The organism is Streptomyces sp. NPDC058335 (genome assembly GCF_042723915.1).
Classification (GTDB): Bacteria; Actinomycetota; Actinomycetes; order Streptomycetales; family Streptomycetaceae; genus Streptomyces.
On the sequence record NZ_JBHXHX010000004.1, the window covers coordinates 53,348 to 67,703 of the forward strand.

10 protein-coding genes and 1 riboswitch are annotated in these 14,356 nt (G+C 73.3%); of the genes, 9 read left to right on the forward strand and 1 reads right to left on the reverse strand.

Going from position 1 to position 14,356, the window contains the following annotated elements; genetic code table 11:
• Positions 1 to 84 precede the first annotated feature (84 nt).
• From ACFWJX_RS08270 to cobI, 9 genes are all read left to right on the forward strand, one after another.
• Complete coding sequence (locus ACFWJX_RS08270; RefSeq protein WP_383238641.1) at positions 85 to 1,323, forward strand: anion permease; 1,239 nt, start codon at positions 85 to 87, stop codon at positions 1,321 to 1,323.
• A 34-nt stretch (positions 1,324 to 1,357) separates the two neighbouring features.
• Positions 1,358 to 1,579, forward strand: a complete 222-nt coding sequence (locus ACFWJX_RS08275; protein ID WP_383238644.1) for a hypothetical protein — start codon at positions 1,358 to 1,360, stop codon at positions 1,577 to 1,579.
• A 143-nt stretch (positions 1,580 to 1,722) separates the two neighbouring features.
• A riboswitch (cobalamin riboswitch) is annotated at positions 1,723 to 1,855 on the forward strand.
• Between the two features lie 100 nt (positions 1,856 to 1,955).
• Positions 1,956 to 2,924: a cobalamin biosynthesis protein gene (locus tag ACFWJX_RS08280; protein ID WP_383238646.1), complete on the forward strand. Its 969-nt coding sequence runs from the start codon at positions 1,956 to 1,958 to the stop codon at positions 2,922 to 2,924.
• Positions 2,921 to 4,453, forward strand: a complete 1,533-nt coding sequence (locus tag ACFWJX_RS08285) for a cobyric acid synthase (RefSeq protein WP_383238649.1) — start codon at positions 2,921 to 2,923, stop codon at positions 4,451 to 4,453. The genes ACFWJX_RS08280 and ACFWJX_RS08285 overlap by 4 nt, the downstream gene beginning before the upstream one ends.
• Positions 4,450 to 8,106, forward strand: coding sequence for a cobaltochelatase subunit CobN (cobN, locus tag ACFWJX_RS08290; protein ID WP_383238651.1), 3,657 nt, complete (start codon positions 4,450 to 4,452; stop codon positions 8,104 to 8,106). The genes ACFWJX_RS08285 and cobN overlap by 4 nt, the downstream gene beginning before the upstream one ends.
• On the forward strand, positions 8,103 to 10,118 hold the full coding sequence (locus ACFWJX_RS08295) for a putative cobaltochelatase (RefSeq protein WP_383238654.1): 2,016 nt from the start codon (positions 8,103 to 8,105) through the stop codon (positions 10,116 to 10,118). The genes cobN and ACFWJX_RS08295 overlap by 4 nt, the downstream gene beginning before the upstream one ends.
• Positions 10,118 to 10,717: a cob(I)yrinic acid a,c-diamide adenosyltransferase gene (gene cobO / locus ACFWJX_RS08300; protein ID WP_383238657.1), complete on the forward strand. Its 600-nt coding sequence runs from the start codon at positions 10,118 to 10,120 to the stop codon at positions 10,715 to 10,717. The genes ACFWJX_RS08295 and cobO overlap by 1 nt, the downstream gene beginning before the upstream one ends.
• Complete coding sequence (locus tag ACFWJX_RS08305) at positions 10,714 to 12,099, forward strand: cobyrinate a,c-diamide synthase (RefSeq protein WP_383238658.1); 1,386 nt, start codon at positions 10,714 to 10,716, stop codon at positions 12,097 to 12,099. Before cobO ends, ACFWJX_RS08305 begins: the two co-directional genes overlap by 4 nt.
• On the forward strand, positions 12,096 to 12,845 hold the full coding sequence (gene cobI, locus ACFWJX_RS08310) for a precorrin-2 C(20)-methyltransferase (protein WP_383238661.1): 750 nt from the start codon (positions 12,096 to 12,098) through the stop codon (positions 12,843 to 12,845). The genes ACFWJX_RS08305 and cobI overlap by 4 nt, the downstream gene beginning before the upstream one ends.
• A 674-nt stretch (positions 12,846 to 13,519) precedes the next feature.
• On the opposite strand, the gene ACFWJX_RS08315 is transcribed toward cobI, so the two are convergent.
• Positions 13,520 to 14,284 (reverse strand): ZIP family metal transporter, encoded by a 765-nt coding sequence (locus tag ACFWJX_RS08315; protein ID WP_383238663.1) that lies wholly within the window; start codon positions 14,282 to 14,284, stop codon positions 13,520 to 13,522.
• Positions 14,285 to 14,356 lie beyond the last annotated feature (72 nt).

A 14,356-nucleotide genomic window follows, 5' to 3' on the forward strand; every position in this document is an offset into this window, starting at 1 on the left:
GTGATGCCCTGCCCAGTTCACCTTCCGTTCACTCAGGTTCCCTACGTTCATCCAGCCAATGACCTCGAACGATTGCCTGGGTAAATGGAAAGCTTCTCGCTGATCCTCGCGATTGTGGTAATAACCGCTCTCGCGTTCGATTTCACGAACGGTTTCCACGACACCGCCAACGCGATGGCCACCACCATCTCGACCGGTGCGCTCAAGCCCAAGGTCGCGGTGGCCATGTCCGCCGTGCTGAACCTTGTAGGCGCCTTCCTCTCCGTGGAGGTCGCGAACACGATCTCCAAGGGTCTCGTCGACGAGACCGGCATCCGTCCCGAGGTCATCTTCGCCGCGCTGGTCGGCGCGATCCTCTGGAATCTGGCGACCTGGCTGGTCGGGCTGCCGTCCAGCTCCTCGCACGCCCTGATGGGCGGCCTGATCGGCGCCACCATCGCCTCCGCCGGTGTCGGCGCGGTCCACGGTGACGTGCTGGTCACCAAGGTCCTGATCCCGGCGATCGCCGCACCGATCGTGGCGGGCCTCGCCGCGATGCTCGCGACCCGGCTGTCGTACACGCTGGGCAAGAAGGCCGACGGCAAGGCCGCCGCGAAGGGCTACCGCACCGGCCAGATCGCCTCCGCGGGCCTGGTCTCGCTGGCCCACGGCACCAACGACGCGCAGAAGACGATGGGCATCATCACCCTCGCCCTGGTCGCCGGCGGCGCCGTCGCCCCCGACTCCGACCCGCCGATGTGGGTCATCCTGTCCGCGGGTGTGGCCATCGCGCTCGGCACCTACCTCGGCGGCTGGCGCATCATCCGCACGATGGGCAAGGGCCTGACCGACCTCCAGCCGCAGCAGGGCTTCGCCGCCCAGACCAGCGCGGCCACCGTCATCCTGGCCTCCTCCCACCTCGGCTTCTCGCTCTCCACCACGCACTCGGTCTCCGGATCGGTGATGGGCGCCGGCCTGGGCCGCAAGGGCGGGGTCGTCCGCTGGTCGACCGCCACCCGGATGTTCGTGGCCTGGGGCCTGACGCTGCCGGCCGCGGCCCTGGTCGCCGCCCTCGCCGAGTACGTGACCGGCTTCGGCGACTGGGGCACGGCGCTCGTCGCGGTGTTCCTCGTCGCCTCCAGCGCCGCGATCTGGAAGCTCTCGCGCCGCGAGATCATCGACCACACCAACGTCATCGACGTGCCCGAGGAGCCGGCCGGCGTGGTGACCACCGCGATCGCCGCCGTGACCCCGCCCCCGGCGGGCACGGTCACCGAGGACCTGACGGCCACCATCCCCGCCCGCGTGGCGGAGTCGGCCCCGCCGGCCACCACCAGCGTCTGAGTCCCGCCCCCACCGGTACGAAGGAAGAAGCAGCATGAAGATCGACTGGGCGGCTCTCGGCTCCGTCTTCGGCGTCAGCCTCCTCATCACCGTGGCCCTCGTGGCCCTGTTCACTCTCGGCATCATGGGCCTCTCCCGCCGCGAGCGGGCCGCGGCCCAGGGTGACTCCGCCACCCTGGCGGTCACCGGCGCGTACGCGTGCTTCGCGGCGTGCGCGGCGGCGGTGGCGTACGGGATCTCGCTGATCGTCGCCTGACGGACGGACGGCGCACGCGCGCGTGGGGCGCGGGACGGATCACCGTCCCGCGCCCCACGCGTGCGTGACGGCCGTGACCGGAGGTGTGTGGGGTTCTGCACACTGTCCCGCCGCAGGTCAACAGCGAGTTGACGGCCGTTCCGGGCACGTGGTGGACTGCCGGGGCCATGTACGGCGACAGAAGAGGAAGCCGGTGTGAATCCGGCGCGGTCCCGCCACTGTCACCGGGGTAGACACCCCCGGGAGCCAGGAACTCTCGTCGCCGGTCTCGTCGAACCAGGGCGTGGACACCCTGAGTGAGGACATATCGCCATGCTCGGCTGCCGTTCGAGGTTCAGCACCAGGTCGTTGCCCGACCCGTCGGCCGGCTGAGCCGGTGGGTGCCGATCGCCGCTACGCGTACGGTGCCGCCGCCGGCCTCCTGGGGGACCTGCTCCTCGGCGATCCACGCCGGGGACATCCGGTCGCCGTGTTCGGGCGGGCCGCGGCCGCCGCGGAGCGGGTGCTGTGGCGGGACCACCGCGGGTGGGGCGCCCTGCACACCGCCGTGTGCGCCGGTGGCGCCGTGGCCCTCGGGGCCGCCGCCACACGTGCCGTACGACGCTCCCCCGCCGCCTCCGTCGCGTTGACCGGCGCCGCCGCCTGGGCCGTCGTCGGCGGCACCTCGCTGGTGCGGGAGGCCCGGACCATCGGGCGGGCCCTGGAAGCGGGGGACGTCGAGGGCGCGCGGGCGCGGCTGCCGCATCTGTGCGGGCGGGACCCGCAGTCCCTGGACGCCGACGGGATCGCCCGCGCGGTCGTCGAGTCCGTCGCCGAGAACACCTCCGACGCGGTCGTGGGCGCCCTCGTGTGGGGGGCCGTCGGCGGAGTGCCGGGACTGCTCGGGTTCCGGGCCGTCAACACCCTGGACGCCATGGTCGGCCACCGGTCGCCGCGCCACCGCCGGTTCGGATGGGCCTCGGCCCGGCTGGACGACGTCGCCGGATGGCCGGGCGCGCGGCTGACCGCCGTACTCGCCGCCGTCGGCGGGGACGATCCGCGGGGTGCGGTGCGGGCCTGGCGGGCCGACGCGCGCCGGCATCCCAGCCCCAACGCCGGTCCCGTGGAGGCGTCGTTCGCCGGTGCCCTCGGGGTGCGCCTCGGCGGGACGCTGTCGTACGGCGGGCGGGTCGAGCACCGGCCCGTGCTGAACGGGGAGCGGGGGCGGCCCGTGGTGCCCCGGGACATCGAACGTGCCGCGCGGCTCTCCCGCCGGGTCGGCCTGCTCGCGCTCGGCGTCACCGTCGCCGCGCGCGTCATCACCGCGCGCGTCGTCGCCGCGGGAGCGAAGGGGCGTACGTCATGAGCGGGGGTCTCCTCGTCGCCGGCACCACCTCCGACGCGGGCAAGAGCGTCGTCACGGCCGGGATCTGCCGGTGGCTGGTGCGGCAGGGGGTCAAGGTCGCGCCCTTCAAGGCGCAGAACATGTCCCTCAATTCGTTCGTGACCCGCGAGGGTGCCGAGATCGGGCGGGCGCAGGCCATGCAGGCGCAGGCCTGCCGGGTCGAGCCGACCGCACTGATGAATCCCGTGCTGCTCAAGCCCGGCGGTGAGCGGAGCAGCCAGGTGGTGCTGCTCGGGAAGCCGGTCGGTGAGATGAGCGCGCGCGGCTATCACGGGGGGCGGCAGCAGAAACTCCTGGGAACCGTTCTCGACTGTCTGGCCGAGTTGCGGGGCACGTATGACGCGGTGATCTGTGAGGGGGCGGGCAGTCCCGCCGAGATCAATCTGCGGCGGACCGACATCGTGAACATGGGCATCGCGCGGGGGGCACGGCTGCCGGTGCTGGTGGTCGGTGACATCGACCGGGGCGGGGTCTTCGCCTCGTTCTTCGGGACCGTCGCGCTGCTCTCCCCGGAGGACCAGGAGCTGGTCGCCGGGTTCCTCGTGAACAAGTTCCGCGGTGACGTCTCGCTGCTGGAGCCGGGCCTGGACATGCTGCACGGGCTGACCGGGCGGCGGACGTACGGGGTGCTGCCGTTCCGGCACGGGCTGGGGATCGACGAGGAGGACGGGCTGCGGGTGTCGCTGCGCGGGACCGTCCGGGAGTCGAACGTCTCCCCGCCCGTCGGTGAGGACGTGCTGCGGGTCGCCGTGTGCGCGGTCCCGCTCATGTCCAACTTCACCGACGTGGACGCGCTGGCCGCCGAACCGGGCGTCGTGGTGCGGTTCGTGGACCGGCCGGAGGAGCTGGCCGACGCCGACCTCGTGGTGATCCCCGGGACGCGGGGGACGGTCCGGGCGTTGGAGTGGCTGCGGGAGCGGGGGCTCGCGGAGGCCATCGGGCGCAGAGCCGCCGAAGGCCGGCCCGTCCTCGGCATCTGCGGCGGCTTCCAGGTCCTCGGTGAGCACATCGAGGACGAGGTCGAGAGCCGGCGAGGCCATGTCGACGGACTCGGGGTGCTGCCGGTCCGCGTGCGGTTCGCCCGCGAGAAGACGCTCACCCGGCCGGTGGGGGAAGCCCTCGGCGAGCCGGTCGAGGGGTACGAGATCCATCACGGGGTCGCCGAGGTCAGTGGCGGTGAAGCGTTCATCTCCGATGACCGGGGACACCGCCTGGACGGCTGCCGGGTCGGACAGACCTGGGGCACCCACTGGCACGGCTCACTGGAGTCGGACGGTTTCCGCCGGGCGTTCCTGCGGGAGGTGGCGGCCGCCGCGGGCCGCCGTTTCGTGCCGGCCGCCGACACCTCGTTCGCCGCGCTGCGCGAGGAGCAGCTCGACCGGCTCGGCGACCTCATCGAACAGCACGCGGACACGGACGCGCTGTGGCGGCTCATCGAGTCGGGCGCGCCGCAAGGACTGCCTTTCATTCCACCGGGAGCGCCCGCATGAGCACAGTGTTGTTGTTGTCGACCGCCGACACCGATCTGCTGGCGGCACGGGCCGCCACCGGCGCCTCGTACCGGATCGGCAATCCGACCCGCGTGGACGTCGCGGAGGAGCTCCCGGCCCTGATCGAGGGCTCGGACATCGCCGTCGTACGGCTGCTCGGCGGGAAGCGGGCCTGGGAGGACGGGCTCGCCGCGCTCAGGGCGTCGGGCATCCCCACGGTGCTGCTGGGCGGGGAGGCGGTGCCCGACGCGGAGTTGATGGCCGAGTCGTCCGTGCCCGCGGGTGTGGTGGCGGAGGCGCTCAGGTATCTCGTCGAGGGCGGGCCCGCCAACCTCACCGAGCTGGCGCGGTTCCTCTCCGACACCGTGCTGCTGACCGGCGAGGGGTTCGAGGAGCCGCACAGGATGCCCGGGTACGGCGTCCACGGGGACCGGGTGTTCCAGGACGGCCGTCCGACCGTCGGTGTGCTCTTCTACCGCGCCCATGAACTGAGCGGCAACACCGCGTTCGTGGACACGCTGTGCGACGCGATCGAGGCCGCCGGGTCCAACGCCCTCCCGGTGTACTGCGGTTCCCTGCGCGACGCCGACCCCGGCCTGTACGAGATCCTCGGCACGGCCGACACCCTGGTCGCCACGGTCCTCGCCGCCGGCGGCACGCACGCCTCGCAGGCCTCGGCCGGCGGCGACGAGGAGGCCTGGGACATCGGAGCCCTCGCCGACCTCGACGTACCCGTCCTGCAAGGCCTTTGCCTGACCTCCTCGAAGGCCGCCTGGGACGCCTCCGACGCCGCCCTCTCCCCCATGGACGCGGCGATGCAGGTCGCGATCCCGGAGTTCGACGGGCGGCTGATCACGGTCCCGTTCTCCTTCAAGGAGCAGGGACCGGACGACGTTCCGGTGTACGTCGCCGATCCCGAGCGGGCCGCGCGCGTCGCCGGAATCGCCGTACGGCACGCCCGGTTGAAGCACAAGGCGAACGCCGACAAGAAGCTCGCGCTGGTCTTCACCGCCTACCCGACCAAGCACTCGCGGGTGGGCAACGCGGTCGGCCTCGACACGCCCGCCTCGGCCGTCCGGGTCCTGGACGCCCTCGCCGGAGCCGGCTACTCGCTCACCGCATACCCCGACAACGGCGACGAGTTGATCCACCGGCTGATCAACGCCGGTGGCCACGACGTCGAATGGCTCACCGAGGAGCAGCTCGCCGCCGCGCCCGCGCGGGTGCCGCTGGCCGACTACCGGGCCTGGTTCGACAGGCTCGACCCCGACCTCAGGCAGGGCATGCTGGACGCGTGGGGCGAGCCGCCGGGCAGCCTCTACGTCGACGGCGACGACATCGTCCTGGCCTCGCTCCGGTTCGGGAACGTCGTGGTGATGATCCAGCCGCCGCGCGGCTTCGGCGAGAACCCCATCGCGATCTACCACGACCCGGACATGCCGCCGTCGCACCACTACATGGCGGCCTACCGGTGGCTGGAGAACAGTTTCGGCGCCGACGCGATCGTCCACATGGGCAAGCACGGCACGATGGAGTGGCTGCCGGGCAAGGGGCTCGGGCTCAGCGGCGGCTGCGCCCCCGACGCCGTACTCGGTGAACTCCCGCTGATCTACCCGTTCATCGTCAACGACCCCGGCGAGGGCACCCAGGCCAAGCGGCGCGGGCACGCCACCGTCGTCGACCACCTGGTGCCGCCGATGGCGCGCGCCGACACCTACGGCGACCTGGCCAAGCTGGAGCAGCTCCTCGACGAGTACGCGCTCGTCTCCGACCTGGACCCGACGAAGGCGCCGGCCGTGCGGGCGCAGATCTGGACGCTGGTGAAGGCTGCCGAGCTGCACCACGACCTGCATGTCGACGACCAGCCGGACGACGAGGCGTTCGACGAGTTCGTCATGCACATCGACGGCTATCTGTGCGAGATCAAGGACGTTCAGATCCGCGACGGCCTGCACATCCTCGGCGGCGGACCGGTCGGCGAACCGCGCGTGAACCTGGTGCTGGCCGTGTTGCGGGCCTCGCAGGTGTGGGGAGGGCGGGCGAACGCGCTGCCCGGTCTGCGGGCCTGCCTCGCGGAGCACTTCGGGCTCGTCGAGAAGGAGCTGCTCGCCGAGCCGGGGGCGCCGGTCAAGGTCCCGGTGGAGCTGACGGACCTCGTGGACGGTCCGTCCCGCTCGGCCGCCGACGCGGTCGACCTGCTGGAGCAGCTGTGCCGGCGGATCGCGGAGGGCATGGAGGCGCGGGGATGGGCGGCCGGCGAGAGCCGGGCGCTCGTCGGGGAGGTCCTGGGCACCGAACTCCCGGACGCCGTCGCGGTGGTGGAGTTCGCCTGCACGGAGGTCGTGCCCCGGCTGGAGAGGACCACCGACGAGATCGGGCACATCCTCAAGGCCCTGAACGGCGGTTACGTCCCGGCCGGCCCGTCCGGTTCGCCGACGCGCGGACTGGTCAACGTCCTGCCGACCGGACGCAACTTCTACTCGGTCGACCCCAAGGCCATTCCGTCCCGGCTGAGCTGGGAGGTCGGGCAGGCCCTCGCGGACTCGCTCGTGCAGCGCTATCTCCAGGACACCGGCGAGTACCCGAAGTCGGTCGGCCTCACGGTGTGGGGCACGTCCGCCATGCGCACCCAGGGCGACGACATCGCCGAGATCCTGGCGCTGCTGGGCTGCCGCCCGGTGTGGGACGACGCCTCGCGCCGGGTGACCGGCTTCGAGGTCGTGCCGGCGGCGGAGCTGGGCCGGCCCCGCATCGATGTGACGGTCCGCATCTCCGGCTTCTTCCGGGACGCGTTCCCGCACGTCGTGGGGCTGATCGACGACGCGGTGCGGGCCGTGGCCGAGCTGGACGAGCCGGCCGACGTGAACTACGTCAAGGCGCACGCCGACGAGGACACCGCCGAGCACGGCGACCGACGCCGGGCCACGGCCCGTGTCTTCGGCTCCAAGCCGGGTGCGTACGGCGCCGGACTGCTGCCGCTGATCGACGCCCGCAACTGGCGCTCGGACGCCGACCTCGCCGAGGTGTACGCCGTCTGGGGCGGGTACGCCTACGGGCGCGGGCTCGACGGGCGGGCGGCGCGCGGGGACATGGAGACCGCGTTCAGGCGGATCGCCGTCGCCGCGAAGAACGTCGACACGCGCGAGCACGACCTCGTCGACGCCGACGACTACTTCCAGTACCACGGCGGCATGGTCGCCATGGTGCGCCATCTGACGGGCGCCTCCCCCGAGGCGTACGTCGGCGACTCGGCCACCCCGGACCAGGTGAAGACCCGCACGCTCGGCGAGGAGACCCACCGCGTGTTCCGCGCGCGGGTGGTCAACCCGCGCTGGATGGCGGCCATGCGGCGGCACGGCTACAAGGGCGCCTTCGAGATGGCGGCGACCGTCGACTACCTCTTCGGGTACGACGCCACGGCGGGCGTGGTCGACGACTGGATGTACGAGAAGCTCAGCGCGGAGTACGTCTTCGACGCGGAGAACCGCGACTTCATGAAGAAGTCCAACCCGTGGGCCCTGCGCGGCATCACCGAGCGGCTTCTCGAGGCCGCCGAGCGCGGCCTGTGGGCCGAACCGGACGCGGACACGATCGAGCGGCTCCGGGCCACCTACCTGGAGCTGGAAGGCGACTTGGAGGGCGACGACAAGTGAGTACCCCGTTCCCGTTCACGGCCGTCGTCGGCCAGGACGACCTGCGGCTCGCGCTGTTGCTGAACGCCGTGTCACCGGCGGTCGGCGGGGTGCTGGTGCGCGGCGAGAAGGGCACCGCCAAGTCGACGGCGGTGCGCGCCCTCTCGGTGCTGTTGCCGGCGGTTTCCGTCGTTTCCGGATGCCGTTTCTCCTGCGATCCCGCCCGTCCCGACCCTGCGTGCCCGGACGGGCCGCACGAGCCGGGGGCGGGCGTGGAACGGCCCGCGCGGATGGTCGAGTTGCCGGTCGGCGCCTCCGAGGACCGGCTGGTGGGGGCGCTGGACATCGAGCGGGCGCTCTCGGAGGGCGTGAAGGCCTTCGAGCCCGGCCTGCTCGCCGACGCGCACCGCGGCATCCTGTACGTCGACGAGGTCAACCTCCTCCACGACCACCTGGTCGACCTGCTGCTGGACGCGGCGGCCATGGGCGCGTCGTACGTCGAACGCGAGGGTGTCTCCGTACGGCACGCGTCGAAGTTCCTGCTCGTCGGGACCATGAACCCGGAAGAGGGCGAGCTGCGGCCTCAGTTGCTCGACCGGTTCGGCCTGACGGTCGAGGTCGCCGCCTCGCGGGAGCCCGACCAGCGCGTGGAGGTCGTACGGCGGCGGCTCGCCTACGACGACGACCCGGCCGGTTTCGCCGGGCGGTGGGCGGACGAGGAGGCCTCCGTGCGGGCGCGGATCGTGGCGGCCCGCAAGCTGCTGCCGTCGGTGCTGCTGGGCGACGGGGCGCTGCGGCAGATCGCGGCGACCTGCGCCGCGTTCGAGGTGGACGGCATGCGGGCCGACATCGTGATGGCGCGGACGGCGACGGCGCTGGCGGCCTGGGCCGGGCGGACCGAGGTGCTCGCGGAGGACGTCCGGCAGGCCGCGCTGCTCGCCCTGCCGCACCGGCGGCGCCGCAATCCCTTCGACGCGCCCGGACTCGACGAGGACAAGCTCGACGAGACGCTGGAGGAGTTCGGCGGCTCCGACGACGAGGATCCCGACCCCGATCCCGGCCCGGACGGGCCCGGCGGCGGTGACGGGGGTGGCGGGCAGCCGCCGTCGGAGGGGCCCGAGGGCGGTGACACGGGGGCGCGTCCCGAGGCCGGGGACAGCGGTGAACCGCAGACCTCGGGGGGCGGCGCCGGTGAGCAGCAGCCCGCGCGTGCCGCCGAGCCCTTCCGGACGAAGGTGCTGAGCGTGCCCGGCCTCGGCGAGGGTGCCGCCGGGCGGCGCTCGCGTGCGCGGACCGAGCAGGGGCGGACCACCGGGGCCCGGCGGCCGCGCGGGGCGCTGACCAAGCTGCACCTGGCGGCGACCGTGCAGGCGGCGGCGCCGCACCAGCGGGCGCGCGGGCGCTCGGGGCGCGGTCTCGTCGTACGCCGGGACGATCTGCGGCAGGCGACGCGGGAGGGGCGCGAGGGGAATCTCGTGCTGTTCGTCGTCGACGCGTCGGGGTCCATGGCGGCCCGGCAGCGGATGGGTGCGGTGAAGGGTGCCGTGCTGTCGCTGCTGCTCGACGCCTACCAGCGGCGGGACAAGGTGGGGCTGGTGACGTTCCGCGGCTCGGCCGCCGAGGTGGCGCTGCCGCCGACCTCGTCCGTGGACGCGGCGGCCGTACGGCTGGAGTCGCTGCCGACCGGAGGACGCACGCCGCTCGCGGCCGGGCTGCTCAGGGCGCACGACGTGCTGCGGGTGGAGCGGCTGCGGGACCCCGCCCGGCGGGCGCTGGTCGTCGTGGTGACGGACGGACGCGCGACCGGCGGGCCCGAGCCCGTCGCCCTCGCCGGGCGGGCGGCCCGGCTGTTCGCGGCCGACGGGGTCGCCTCCGTGGTCGTGGACTGCGAGTCGGGGCCCGTACGGCTGGGGCTCGCCGGGCAGCTCGCGGGCGAGCTGGGCGGCAGCGCCGTCACGCTCGACGAGCTGCGGGCGGACTCGATCGCCGGGCTGGTCAGGGACGTGCAGGGGACTTCGAGGAGGGCCGCGTAATGCCGCAGGGGCAGCCGAGTGTCGTACCGGACGACGGACTGACCACGCGTCAGCGGCGTAACCGGCCGCTGGTGATCGTGCACACCGGGGTCGGCAAGGGGAAGTCGACCGCGGCGTTCGGGCTCGCCCTGCGGGCCTGGAACCAGGGGTGGCCCGTCGGGGTGTTCCAGTTCGTCAAGTCGGCGAAGTGGAAGGTCGGCGAGGAGCGGGCGCTGCGGGTGCTCGGGGACTCCGGGGAGGGCGGGTCCGTCGCCTGGCACAAGATGGGCGAGGGCTGGTCCTGGGTGCAGCGGGACTCCCAGATGGACAACGAGGAGAAGGCCCGCGAGGGCTGGGAGCAGGTCAAGCGGGACCTCGCCGCGCAGACGTACCAGCTGTATGTGCTGGACGAGTTCGCCTACCCCATGCACTGGGGGTGGATCGACACCGACGAGGTCGTGTCCGTGCTGCGGGAGCGGCCGGGGAACCAGCACGTCGTGATCACCGGGCGGAACGCGCCCGGGAAGCTGGTGGAGTTCGCGGACCTGGTGACCGACATGTCCAAGGTCAAGCACCCCATGGACGTGGGGCAGAAGGGGCAGAGGGGCATCGAGTGGTGACGTCCTCCGTCCCACGGCTGGTCATCGCCGCGCCCTCGTCGGGCAGCGGCAAGACGACCGTCGCCACGGGGCTGATGGCCGCGCTCGCCGCGCGGGGGCTCGCCGTGTCCCCGCACAAGGTCGGGCCGGACTACATCGACCCCGGATACCACGCGCTCGCCACCGGGCGGGTGGGGCGGAACCTCGACGCGTACCTGTGCGGTCCCGAGCTGGTCGCTCCGCTGTTCCTGCACGGGGCGCGGGGCTGCGACATCGCCGTCGTCGAGGGGGTGATGGGGCTGTACGACGGGGCCGCGGGGCAGGGTGAACTGGCGTCCACGGCGCAGGTGGCGAAGGAACTGCGAGCGCCGGTCGTGCTGGTCGTGGACGCGTCGTCGCAGTCGCGGTCGGTGGCGGCGCTCGTGCACGGGTTCGTGTCCTGGGACCCGGCGGTGCGGATCGGGGGCGTGATCCTGAACAAGGTCGCCTCCGACCGGCACGAGGCGCTGCTGCGGGAGGCGTTGGAGTCGGTGGGGGTGCCGGTGCTGGGCGCCCTGCGGCGGGCCGCGCCGGTGGAGACGCCGTCGCGCCACCTGGGGCTGGTGCCGGTGGCCGAACGGGGGGCTGCCGCGGTGGCGGCGGTCGCGGCGATGGCCGCGCAGGTCTCCGACGGGTGTGATCTGGAAGGGCTGCTGGCGTTGGCGCGGGGGGCGGGCGCGTTGTCGGGCGCGGTCTGGGATGCGGGCGAGGCCGCGGCGTCGCCCACCCACGACCGTCCGACCCGGTCGGCCGGGAAGCCGGCGCCCGTCGTCGCGGTCGCCGGTGGGGCAGCGTTCACGTTCTCCTATGCCGAGCACGGTGAGCTGCTCTCCGCCGCCGGGGCCGAGGTCGTGACCTTCGATCCGCTGCGGGACGAGCAACTCCCGCCGGGGACGAGCGGGTTGGTCGTCGGGGGTGGGTTTCCCGAGGTGTACGCCGCCGAGTTGTCCGCGAACAAGGGGCTGCGCGAGGAGGTCGCCGCGCTCGCGGAGAGCGGCGCGCCCGTCGCCGCCGAGTGTGCGGGCCTGCTGTATCTGTGCCGGGAGCTGGACGGGCAGCCCATGTGCGGGGTGCTCGACGCCACGGCCCGCATGACCGGGCGGCTCACCCTCGGATACCGGAACGCCGTCGCCGTGAGCGACAGCGTGCTCGCCGGGGCGGGGACACGGATGCGGGGGCACGAGTTCCACCGGACCGTCGTCGAGCCGGGCGCCGGGGCGGCTCCCGCCTGGGGGGTCCTCGCTCCCGAGAAGCGGGTCGAAGGCTTTGTGGAACGCGGTGTGCACGCGAGTTATCTGCACACGCACTGGGCGTCGTCGCCCGGTGTGGCCCGTCGGTTCGTGGAGAGGTGCCGGACGTCATGAGCAGCAGGCTGATCGGAGTCGGGGTCGGTCCCGGGGATCCCGAGCTGGTGACCGTGAAGGGCGTCAACGCTCTGCGGGCCGCCGAGGTGGTCGTCGTACCGGTGATGGCTGCGGCTGATGGGACAGCGGGCGTGGAGCGGGGGCGCGCCGAGGCGACGGTGCTCCACTACGTGCCCGCGGAGAAGGTCGTCCGGGTCGTGTTCGCGCTGAACGAGCGGACCGACCGGGGCCGGCGGGAGGCCGCCTGGGACGCCGCCGGGGAGCGGGTGGCACAGCTGCTCGCGCAGTACGACAGCGTCGCCTTCGCCACCATCGGCGATCCGAACGTGTACTCGACGTTCACGTATCTCGCCCAGACCATCGGCGAGCTGGTGCCGGGCACCGTCGTGGAGACCGTGCCCGGGATCACCGCCATGCAGGACCTCGCGGCGCGGTCGGGGGCCGTGCTGACCGAGGGGACGGAGCCGTTGACGCTGGTGCCCGTGACGGCGGGGTCGGCCGTGCTGAAGGACGCGCTGGCCGGGCCCGGCACGGTCGTCGCCTACAAGTTCGGCCGGCAGGCCGCCGAGGTCGCCGAGGCGCTGCGGGAGACCGGACGGCTCGAGGACGCGGTGTGGGGCTCGGCGCTCGGCCTGTCCGAGGAGTCCATCCGCCCCGCCGCCGAGCTGGACGGGGAACCCCTCCCCTACCTCTCGACGCTCATCGCACCGGCCCGACGCGACGGCGTCCGGGGCGGCAAGCTGTGAGACGGCCCGCGACAGAGCCTGCGGCACGAGAACGGGCTGCCGGGGCGGGCGGGTCGAGCGGGGTGGGCGGGTCGAGCGGGGCCGGTGCCGGTGGGGCCGGTGGGTCCGGCGGACGGTCGGCCGTGGGCTCGCCGGTCCAGCCCGGCCGACGGGCTGCTGCGGGCTCGTCCGACGGCGCCCGGCATCAGTCGGCCGCAGGCTCGACCTGCCCAACCCGGCATCAGGCAGCCGCGGGCTCGCCGGTCCCGCCCGGCCGACGGGCTGCTGCGGGCTCGTCCGACGGAGCCTGGCATCGATCTGCCGCGGGCTCGTCCGGCGGCGCCCGGCATCAGTCGGCCGCAGGCTCGACCTGCCCAACCCGGCATCAGGCAGCCGTGGGCTCGCCGGTCCGGCCCGGCCGACGGGCTGCTGCGGGCTCGTCCGGCGGCGCCTGGCCTCGGTCTGCCGCGGGCTCGCACGGTGGCGCCCGGCGTCAGTCGGCCGCAGGCTCGACCTGCGCAACGCGGTATCAGGCAGCCGCGGGCTCGTCCGACGGAACCCTCCGCCAGTCGGCCGCAGGCTCGGTCTGCGCAACCCGGCATCAGTCAGCCGCAGGCTCGACCAGCGGAACCCGGCGTCAGTTTGCCGTGGGTTCGTTCGGCAGGGTCTGGCGTCGGTGCTTCGGCGGTGGGGTTTCACTCCGCCATGCCCACCACCAGCCAGATGAAAGCCGCGCCCGCGATCGTGCACAGGACCGTCGAGCGGGCGGGGTGTTCGTGGTGGGCCTCGGGGAGGATCTCGGCCGCTGCCAGGTAGAGGAGTGCGCCGGCGAAGAAGCCGAGGTAGGCGCCGAGCAGTGGTTCGGGGATGGTGACGAACGCCGTGGAGGCGGCTCCGACGACCGGTGCCGCGGCGTCCGCGAACAGCATGGCGAGGGCTCTGCGGCGGGCGTTCCCGTACAGGCTCGTGATGGTGTAGGTGTTGAAGCCGTCCGCGAAGTCGTGGGCGATGACGGCCAGCGCGACGGCCGTGCCCATGCCGCCGCCGACCTGGAAGGCCGCGCCGATCGCGACGCCGTCCATGGCACTGTGACCGACCATCGCCGCGGCGGCCGTGAGGCCCACCTCGGGGCTGCGGCCGTTGTGTTCGCCGGCGCCGTGCGAGGCCATGGGGGTCCCCCCGCTCGAGCGAAGTCGAGAGCGGGGGAGGTGGGCCAGCAGACGTTCCACCAGATGGGCCAGCAGGAAGCCCGCCACGAACAGCAGCAGTGCGGCGGGGACGCCGAAGACCTCCGTGCCGGCCGCCTCCAGGGCCTCGGGCAGCAGGTCCAGGCCGACCACGCCCAGCATCAGGCCTCCGGCCAGGCCCAGTACCAGGTGGCGGCGGTCGGTCACGCGCTGTGCCGTCCAGCCGCCGGCCAACGTCATCAGGAACGCGCCGAGCGCGACGATCACCGCCATGTGCCCTTCGTATCGGATCGGGCGCCGGCCACGCGCCTTCGCCACCAGCTGTTTCCCACACCGTTTCCGCCC

Coding starts and splice junctions, on each gene's coding strand:
- cobO (WP_383238657.1), top strand. CDS start 10,118: ATGCCGCAGGGGCAGCCGAGTGTCGTACCGGACGACGGACTGACCACG.
- ACFWJX_RS08285 (WP_383238649.1), top strand. CDS start 2,921: ATGAGCGGGGGTCTCCTCGTCGCCGGCACCACCTCCGACGCGGGCAAG.
- cobI (WP_383238661.1), top strand. CDS start 12,096: ATGAGCAGCAGGCTGATCGGAGTCGGGGTCGGTCCCGGGGATCCCGAG.
- ACFWJX_RS08315 (WP_383238663.1), bottom strand. CDS start 14,284: ATGGCGGTGATCGTCGCGCTCGGCGCGTTCCTGATGACGTTGGCCGGC.
- ACFWJX_RS08270 (WP_383238641.1), top strand. CDS start 85: ATGGAAAGCTTCTCGCTGATCCTCGCGATTGTGGTAATAACCGCTCTC.
- ACFWJX_RS08275 (WP_383238644.1), top strand. CDS start 1,358: ATGAAGATCGACTGGGCGGCTCTCGGCTCCGTCTTCGGCGTCAGCCTC.
- cobN (WP_383238651.1), top strand. CDS start 4,450: ATGAGCACAGTGTTGTTGTTGTCGACCGCCGACACCGATCTGCTGGCG.